Origin of the sequence: Geitlerinema sp. CS-897 (assembly GCF_028368005.1) — a bacterium.
Lineage (GTDB): Bacteria > Cyanobacteriota > Cyanobacteriia > Cyanobacteriales > Geitlerinemataceae > Baaleninema > Baaleninema simplex.
This window is the reverse complement of the sequence record NZ_JAQNCQ010000356.1, coordinates 1-7,711: the sequence shown is the minus strand read 5'-3', so window position 1 is coordinate 7,711 and position 7,711 is coordinate 1. Positions and strand designations below refer to the sequence as shown.

Genomic DNA, 7,711 nt, shown 5'->3' with positions numbered 1-7,711 from the left:
AGTTACGAGCGGAAACCGCTGCTTGGTCGAGCGACATTAACCATTCCCAGCGCGGGGTTGACTGGCAGATGAAGGTAGAGGACGCACGCTGCAAGCTGGCCTCGGTCTACCCTAAAATTAAGTTTTGACGCTGCACTAGGCTCGAGCCAGATCTCCGGCAGCAATTTACCGATCTGGGATTTCGTGGCCAACCCTTTAATACGGCGATATCGTTTCTAGCAAGGGTTTCAGGACTTTTCTGCACCACTAAGCCTCCATTGCAGATCAGGCAGAGACAAGAGAGGCTAAGGGATCGGGAATCGTTTCCGAAGGGGCTTCAAACTCTCCGGTTAAAACGTATTCTAAGCGCAGTTTCAACCAGGTGATAAAGCTGGGATCTAGCGAAACGATCGCCCCGGCCGGTTGGGGACATTTGGCTTTAACCTCTGCCAGTTCGGGGGCGTCTAAAAACGCCGGGCTATCGATCGACCAAAAATCAATTTCTTTTTCCCGCTCTTGATAGTTGCGCTTGCGTTCGCGAAATACTTCTTCGAGGGGTTCGTCTTCAAACAAGAATTTTCGACTGGCAACGAGATAGTAGTAAGTCTTCATATCGACAATTTCAACAATTTCAGACAACAAGTTCGGAATTCGTCAGGAATTTGGAGCCGCTAACGGAAATCAAACCACGCCCATCGCGCGTTTCATATCGCGAACGGCTCGTTCTAAGCCGACCAGGGCGGCTCGGGAGATAATCGTATGACCGATATTGAGTTCTTCCATCCCATCGATGCAGGCGACGGGATAGACGTTACGATAGGTCAGACCGTGACCGGCGTTGACTCGCAGTCCCAACGCGATCGCCCGCGCCGTTCCCGTTTTGAGAACTTCGAGTTCGCGATCGCGATCGCCTTCCGTTTTCGCTTCGGCATACTGTCCCGTGTGCAGTTCCACAAATTTCGCTCGCGCGGCCGCACAGGCGTCGAGTTGAGCGGCATCGGCATCGACAAACAGACTGACGGGAATTCCCGCCGCTTGCAACTGTCCGACGATCTCGGTGAGGCGATCGCACTGGCCGGCTACGTCGAGACCGCCTTCGGTGGTCACTTCTTCCCGCCGTTCGGGAACGAGGGTGACGTAATCCGGTTTCAGGTCGAGCGCGATCTTTAACATTTCGTCCGTCGCTGCCATTTCCAAATTTAAATGGGTGCTGACCGTTTGGCGCAACAGGTAAACGTCGCGGTCTTGGATGTGACGGCGATCTTCCCGTAGGTGCGTGGTAATGCCGTCGGCTCCCCCCAATTCAGCAAGAACGGCCGCCGCCACGGGATCGGGTTCGGTGGTTCGTCTCGCCTGTCGGATCGTCGCGATGTGGTCGATGTTAACTCCGAGTGTCGGCAATCTGTTTGTCTCCTCGTTAAGAGATGCCTGCACTCCATATTTTACGGGATCGTGGGAGGTCGAGAACGACTGAATTCTCGATCGAAAATGGCGAGGGGGCGATCGCGTTTTTAACTCGTATTCGTTTTGAGTTGTTCTCTCGATTAAAGACACCGTTTCGAGAGAAACCTCGGTCGTCACGACGGGGTGAGATCGGTTTTTTCTCGTTCGATCGCACGCTTTTCTACTCGACGGCGCGAGAGTCGTTATAATTTTGATTACCGTACCTAAAGTGAATTGTAGCGAGAAATATTATGGCTCGTGGTGGAAAACGGTTAGGGGCAGGTCGTCCGCCTGGAACCGGAAAATATGGGGAACCGACGAAAGCGATGCGGTTACCCGTCAGTTTAGCCGAGCAGCTTACCGATCTGCTGGTGGACTGGCAAAACGCAAAAGCTCAAGGGATTGCCAAACACGTCCAGCGTTTGCGTCAGTCTCTCGAATCGCCGTTTCGATTGCCCCTGTATTCTGACGCCGTCGCAGCGGGACTTCCCGCACCGGCCACAGATTACGTCGATCGCGAACTCGACCTCAACCAATATCTGACTCCCCATCCCGAGGCGAGCTTTTGCGTGCGGGCGAACGGCGATTCGATGATCGAGGCGGGAATCCATCCGGGGGATTTACTCGTCGTCGATACCCTCTTAGAAGCCAAAGACGACAGCGTGGCGATCGTGGTCGTCGATGGGGAACTGACCGTCAAGCGTCTCCGTTGGGACGAAACTACCTTGTGGTTGGTGCCAGAAAACGCGAACTACCTCCCCCTACGCGTTACGGAAGAAATGAATTTTCGCGTGTTGGGGGTCGTGACGAACGTAATTCACAAGCTTTAGAAGATCGAGACCAACCGATCGCAGCCCCAAACTGGACGCACGGTTTCCCGACTTGCAAAACTGCCGATACAATAACGTGAGAATCTGTCTCAAAACGGGAAGAAGGAACTATGGTCAGTCTCGATCGGGTTGCAGAACTGATCCGAACCGAACTCGGCGACGCCGACGTGCAAGTGCGCGACTTAACGGGAGGGGGCGATCACCTCGAAGCGATCGTCGTGTCCGAAAAATTTCAGGGGTTGTCTCTCGTCAAGCAACACCAACTGGTTTACAGTGCCTTACAAAAAGAAATGGCCTCGGAAGCCATTCACGCCCTCGCCCTCAAAACCTACACCCCAGAACGATGGGCGACAGCCAGTCAAGCCCCGTAGCTTGTTAAAATTTTTTTAACCGACCGAACCGATTACTGACCTTTCTAGGAAACACGATGACACCGGAACTCAAAGAACAACTCGACAACCTCATGAAGCAGCACAAAGTGCTGGTGTTCATGAAAGGCAACAAACTCATGCCCCAGTGCGGTTTTTCCAATAACGTCGTGCAAATTTTCAACAGCCTCGGCGTTCCCTTCGAGACGGTTGACGTTCTCGAAAACCCCGAAATTCGCCAGGGAATTAAGGAATACTCGAACTGGCCGACAATTCCGCAAGTGTACATCAACGGCGAGTTTGTTGGCGGTTCTGACATTGCCATCGAGCTATATCAAAGCGGAGAACTCCAGCAAATGCTGGAAATCGCTTTAGCATCCTAACCTCTCGTGCGTTCGATCGCCTCGATTTAAACCCTTGCGACGACCCCCTCCCGATCGCTGGAGGGGGTTTCACCATCACTCTCCAAACTAGACGCATCGATCTCGTTTGTCGCGGGACAAGATTCCTACCGTGGTCGCAACGACGTTGAATTGTGACAGTGCGGGCTAACAACGGCGAAAGATCGACAGACTCTCGACTCTTTTAAATGTTTCTATGAACCCTTACTTAACCCCCGAAAGTTACGTCAATCCACCGGAATACACGGTCATTATTCTCTGTTGCACCTTCGCGATCCTGTGCGGGATTATTTTTAAAGATATTTTGGAATACCAGTTCGCACGCTGGAACGCAGAGGGACAACCGCCGAAGCTCGACTATAAAACGCCCCACCTGACAGTCGCCTATGGCTTGACCTGTCTGTTTACCTTCGGGTTTGTCGGGGCGAGTTTGTCGGTGTTCGGGATTTTCACCCAACTGGCTTACATTCTCGCGGCAGTTGTCGTCGTTCCCACTGGGCTACTGGTCTGGTTGCAGTTGGGATCGATGTTGGCGTTGGTGGCAAAAGAAGGCATTCGCTCGATCGTCATCGACGAGTAAGCTGAAATCGGGAACTCGAAAGCCACCGATGAAGCTCACCGTTCGTCGGGTTTTGGCATCGAGCGATCGCCCTATCCTCGAGATCGCTCGGGTGTCTCCCGTTTCGGGAACAACTGTCCGCCCAAGCTACGGAAATACAGCCATCCCGCAATCCCTAAAAATCCCAGGTAGCCGATCGCTTGCGCGACGTAGAGGCGATCGCGATAGCCGAAAAGAGATTTCAGTGCGATTCCTGGGAACTGCTTGTCAGGTAAAACGTTGCGTAAATCCCAGACTTGACTTCCGAGAATGCAAGAGGCAGCATCGCCATCGCACCAAGCCGAAAATTGAGGTTGCAGTTGCGCCAAGGCTTCGATCGCTTCGTTGACTTGTTTGAGAGCGGACACTACCAAACCCGAGACGACGAGCAGGAGGAAAACGCCCATCACCTGAAAAAACTGGCGCACGTCGATTTTAACGCCCCAGCGAAACAACAACACCCCTAACAGCGCTGCCCCGCCTAACCCGCCCAACGCTCCCAACACCGGGACGAGTCCCTGCTGGAATTTGGCGACGATGAAAACGACCGTTTCAAAGCCTTCGCGCAAGACGGCGATAAAGACGAGGACGAACACGCCCCATCCCGCCGCACTGCTGCGTTGTAAGGCCGAGGCGATCGCGCCTTCGACCTCAGATTTCAAGGATTTCGCCTGTTGCGTCATCCACAGCAACATCCAACTCAACATCGCAATGGCGACAACGCATAACGTTCCTTCGAGGAGGGGTTCGACGATGGGAGCGTAAGGTTGGTCGGAGGCGCGAAGGGCTTGCATTCCACTGTGGAACGACCACCCGACGAGGGCGCTGGCTGCGATTCCGGCGGCGACGCCTGCAAATACCCAAGAATTGAGTTGGCTTTGACGGGCTTTTTTCAAGCAAGACAGGACGATACCCACAACGAGAGCAGCTTCAAAGCCCTCTCGCAAGGCGATCGCGAACGTGGGAAGGGCGGCGGTGAGATCGAAAGTCATATAGCAACCCTAAATCAGTATCGGGAGCAGGGAACGGGGAACGGGGAACGGGGAATCGGATTTTTTCTGGTGTTTTAATTTTTGACGACTCATTTGGGACTGCTATAGAAATGCAGCTCTTGAAAGCCTCGCAAACATAGCTCTTTTATAGAATAGGAAATTTCAGCGAGGTTGTAACGGTCTGACTCGTTTTCCCTCTCCTTTCCTCTGTCAAAATCCACTAAAAAAAGTTCGCCCTCTGCGATCGCAGAAGACGGGACGGAAATATGTATCGATACGACTTCGAGGAAATTGCCGCACCGAACTGACTTCAAACGGTATACGAGCGTTAGCTGAAATCACGCAGCATTTTTTGCAATTCGATCGTATGAAGTTCTTCAATTCCGATCGTGCCACGGGTGTATTCTTCGAGATAAACGCTGGCATCTTGCACGAGGTCGAGCAAGGTTTTATAGAGTTCGAGAGCGTTTTTTTCGTGGTTGAGACTTTCTTTCAACAAGTCAGGTACGGAATGCTGATACGTTTCCTCTATGGGGGCTATTTTTTGACTGGGATGTCCGCCGAGTCCCGTTAAGATTTCTCCGGCTTGCTGGGCGTGAAGGAGGGATTCGTTGGCCTGGGTTTTGAAAAAATCGACGATGGGAATGCGGTTCGGACCGGTCACCATCAGGGAGTAATGGGTGTAACGAACGACACCCGCTAACTCGAATTCCATGATGGTGTTGAGGAGTTCGATCGTTTTTTCGAGATCGAGGTCTTTCATAATCGATTAAGGAGGTAGGTGATGGAGTCGGTCAAAGTGACGGGCGATCGCAAGGGCTGACTCGAAGGAGTCAAAACAAGGCTCGAACTTCCAACGAGGGATAAAGTTCGCTCGCGAAATCTTGCGTCCGACCGTATTCTTTAAAACTGCCGAAAGGTGCGACAGCTTATCTAGTCTATCGCAGGACTTTGATGCGATCGAGTTAAAATTTCGAGAAACGATCGCCTTACGCCGCTGATAGCTGTGTGGGTACTCGCAGCGATTGCCAAAACTGCAACAGGCGATCGCCGACGGCTTGGGGGTCGCTGTAGTGGAAAACGTGAGATCCTTGGGGATATTCCCACAAACAGTCGCCCCGTTTCAACCACGGAACCCACCCCTGAAGTTGTTGGCGATCGACGATCGCGTCGCGACGACTTCCCCCGACAAACAAGGGGACGGGAACCCCTCCCGGTGCGATCCGTTCTCGCCGCCACAGGGAATGGGGAGAGGGAGACGTTTCTAGATCGTCCTCGAGCAGTCGCACGTAAGTTTTTGTCAGATAGGGAGAACAGGAACCGACGATCGATTTCACCATTTGCGCCAACACGATCTGACGGCTACAGGGGAGCAGTTGACGCTGGGCATAGTAATGACATTGCCAGTCAATAGCGGAGTGACAGCCTACCGCCAAAAGACTCAAGGAGTTGACGCGTTCGGGGTAGCGACGGGCGTACAAGAGTCCCAACAGTCCCCCGGTACTGTGTCCGATGAGGTGAATGGGGCGATCGCGATCGCAAAGATACTCGTCGAGCAGCTCGATCGCCGCCTCGAGACTACTCGGCTCGTCCGGGGTTTGGCGGTATTCCCATTCTGCCACCGTCTTTTGTTGCGAAATATACTGCATTAGCGGACGGTGGAACCGTCGCCAGCTCGGATTCGGATTCAGCCAGAGAACGTTGGGGAAAGAAGCCATAGTACGTCGGATGTGACGGAATAAACAACGGATTGGGGCGCGATCGAGGTTCGACCGATCGCCCGTCGCTCTCGACCTTTGTTGAGAACAATCGTCAACAGCGACGTTAACAGCCTAGCAGGATTTTGCAAAAACTGAGAATAATTAGCAACAAATTTATATAAATTAAACTTCGATATAAATGCTGAAACTTTAACATAAGTTATATGATTGGTTGGATCTCGATCCGAGCGCCCGTCTCGGAATCCCTGTCGATGTATTCCACTCGAAGACTCGGCACGCAGGAGAGGTTGTCGTTTTGGAGAATGCCCGCGCCCCCGACCGTCAGGGCATCGAGAATCGCTCCCGCTAAGTTGTCAATATCGGCTTGAGTGCGAAATTTGCCGCGAAATTGAATCCGTACCGCTGCTTTGGACAAGGGAAGCGAGGGAATCGGATCGAGCTTTTGAAGTTGCATCAGCAGTTCTCCTTCAGCCCACAACCGCCAATGTCGGTAACGTTTGGGGAGAAACGTACCGAAGCGGGTGACGCGAGGGCGAGCTTTAGGAACCACGACACCGGGAAGAAAGAACCTCAACGCTTGGGGTTGAGGAGATGGAGGAGTCGGGGAAGTGGCAGGCGATCGCACCTCGGTCGTGTCGAGCGCTTGGGGAGTCGCAGGTGGGGCGGGAGACCGTTCGGGTACGGGCATTTCCACCGGCAATCTGGCAGAAGACCACGATCGCGCCACTTGTAAATAGGTTTGGGCTGTGGCAAGCGACATTCCACAACGCTGTTGAAGCCAAGATTCCCACTGGGAAGGCGGACAAAGTTGCGCCGCCCGTTGCAGTAACACCCCAACTTTCCACCCCGTCAGTAACGCCGTGGTCGGATGGTTCAAACTCTGCTGGTGTTCGGTGGCGATTTGTCGGGCGAGGTCGTCTAGAGCGATTGTCATGGGCGAGCGATCGTCGAGTAAGTCTAGCAAACGTAGGGTATCCTAATTTCTCTAAAAACGGCCGATATTTTTATGAAACTGAGTAGATTTTTGAGTGTTTTTTTCGATCGTTTAGTACGTTCTTAAAATTCAAACAAAATAATATGGAGTGCATTTCACTTTTGTAAAAACATGAGTTTGAAGTAGGTTAAACTTCGGCTTCGCTCAGTCCAGGGGTGAAGCGATCGCGAAACCCAACAACAGCTCAATCGAGTAGGTCAGCTTGTCTCCGATAGATTTACATTGTTGAAATGCACCCATATTAACTAGGGTTTGCTGAAAAAGTTATCAAAAGCTGGGGGTGGAAAATGAACAAGAAGCCGTCTTGCTCAAGGTATAAATCTGAATTGACTTAACTCGTCCACTTTATAAGTTACAATAATATTTCTCGACAAAATTATGAAGT

At 52.3% G+C, this 7,711-nt stretch carries 10 protein-coding genes; 4 read left to right on the top strand and 6 right to left on the bottom strand.

Annotation, left to right across the window (positions count from 1 at the left end; translation table 11 throughout):
• Nucleotides 1-264: 264 nt before the first annotated feature.
• Together POG22_RS22400 and POG22_RS22395 are read right to left on the bottom strand one after the other, a co-directional pair.
• Complete coding sequence (locus POG22_RS22400) at nt 265-591, bottom strand: MgPME-cyclase complex family protein (RefSeq protein ID WP_026097666.1); 327 nt, start codon at nt 589-591, stop codon at nt 265-267.
• Nucleotides 592-660: 69 nt separating this feature from the next.
• Complete coding sequence (locus POG22_RS22395) at nt 661-1,380, bottom strand: pyridoxine 5'-phosphate synthase (RefSeq protein WP_026097667.1); 720 nt, start codon at nt 1,378-1,380, stop codon at nt 661-663.
• Between the two features lie 293 nt (nt 1,381-1,673).
• Here POG22_RS22395 and POG22_RS22390 point away from each other — a divergent pair, with 293 nt between their 5' ends.
• From POG22_RS22390 to POG22_RS22375, 4 genes are all read left to right on the top strand, one after another.
• Complete coding sequence (locus POG22_RS22390) at nt 1,674-2,252, top strand: LexA family protein (RefSeq protein ID WP_017661194.1); 579 nt, start codon at nt 1,674-1,676, stop codon at nt 2,250-2,252.
• 110 nt (nt 2,253-2,362) lie between these two features.
• On the top strand, nt 2,363-2,623 hold the full coding sequence (locus POG22_RS22385) for a BolA family protein (RefSeq protein ID WP_017661195.1): 261 nt from the start codon (nt 2,363-2,365) through the stop codon (nt 2,621-2,623).
• A gap of 56 nt (nt 2,624-2,679) precedes the next feature.
• Nucleotides 2,680-3,003, top strand: coding sequence for a Grx4 family monothiol glutaredoxin (gene grxD / locus POG22_RS22380; protein ID WP_017661196.1), 324 nt, complete (start codon nt 2,680-2,682; stop codon nt 3,001-3,003).
• Between the two features lie 214 nt (nt 3,004-3,217).
• Nucleotides 3,218-3,601 carry a hypothetical protein gene (locus POG22_RS22375; protein ID WP_017661197.1) on the top strand — a complete coding sequence of 128 codons (384 nt, stop codon included), beginning with the start codon at nt 3,218-3,220 and terminating at the stop codon, nt 3,599-3,601.
• Between the two features lie 71 nt (nt 3,602-3,672).
• Here the strand turns inward: POG22_RS22375 and POG22_RS22370 are convergent, their stop codons facing one another.
• From POG22_RS22370 to POG22_RS22355, 4 genes are all read right to left on the bottom strand, one after another.
• On the bottom strand, nt 3,673-4,611 hold the full coding sequence (locus POG22_RS22370; RefSeq protein WP_498907191.1) for an FTR1 family iron permease: 939 nt from the start codon (nt 4,609-4,611) through the stop codon (nt 3,673-3,675).
• Between the two features lie 328 nt (nt 4,612-4,939).
• Nucleotides 4,940-5,374 carry a ferritin-like domain-containing protein gene (locus tag POG22_RS22365; RefSeq protein ID WP_017661201.1) on the bottom strand — a complete coding sequence of 145 codons (435 nt, stop codon included), beginning with the start codon at nt 5,372-5,374 and terminating at the stop codon, nt 4,940-4,942.
• A gap of 226 nt (nt 5,375-5,600) precedes the next feature.
• Nucleotides 5,601-6,329, bottom strand: a complete 729-nt coding sequence (locus POG22_RS22360; RefSeq protein ID WP_063718691.1) for an alpha/beta fold hydrolase — start codon at nt 6,327-6,329, stop codon at nt 5,601-5,603.
• A gap of 202 nt (nt 6,330-6,531) precedes the next feature.
• Nucleotides 6,532-7,266: a RusA family crossover junction endodeoxyribonuclease gene (locus POG22_RS22355; RefSeq protein WP_498907190.1), complete on the bottom strand. Its 735-nt coding sequence runs from the start codon at nt 7,264-7,266 to the stop codon at nt 6,532-6,534.
• Nucleotides 7,267-7,711 lie beyond the last annotated feature (445 nt).

Coding starts and splice junctions, on each gene's coding strand:
- POG22_RS22355 (WP_498907190.1), bottom strand. CDS start 7,266: ATGACAATCGCTCTAGACGACCTCGCCCGACAAATCGCCACCGAACAC.
- POG22_RS22375 (WP_017661197.1), top strand. CDS start 3,218: ATGAACCCTTACTTAACCCCCGAAAGTTACGTCAATCCACCGGAATAC.
- POG22_RS22390 (WP_017661194.1), top strand. CDS start 1,674: ATGGCTCGTGGTGGAAAACGGTTAGGGGCAGGTCGTCCGCCTGGAACC.
- POG22_RS22370 (WP_498907191.1), bottom strand. CDS start 4,611: ATGACTTTCGATCTCACCGCCGCCCTTCCCACGTTCGCGATCGCCTTG.
- POG22_RS22400 (WP_026097666.1), bottom strand. CDS start 591: ATGAAGACTTACTACTATCTCGTTGCCAGTCGAAAATTCTTGTTTGAA.
- POG22_RS22365 (WP_017661201.1), bottom strand. CDS start 5,374: ATGAAAGACCTCGATCTCGAAAAAACGATCGAACTCCTCAACACCATC.
- POG22_RS22360 (WP_063718691.1), bottom strand. CDS start 6,329: ATGGCTTCTTTCCCCAACGTTCTCTGGCTGAATCCGAATCCGAGCTGG.
- POG22_RS22385 (WP_017661195.1), top strand. CDS start 2,363: ATGGTCAGTCTCGATCGGGTTGCAGAACTGATCCGAACCGAACTCGGC.
- grxD (WP_017661196.1), top strand. CDS start 2,680: ATGACACCGGAACTCAAAGAACAACTCGACAACCTCATGAAGCAGCAC.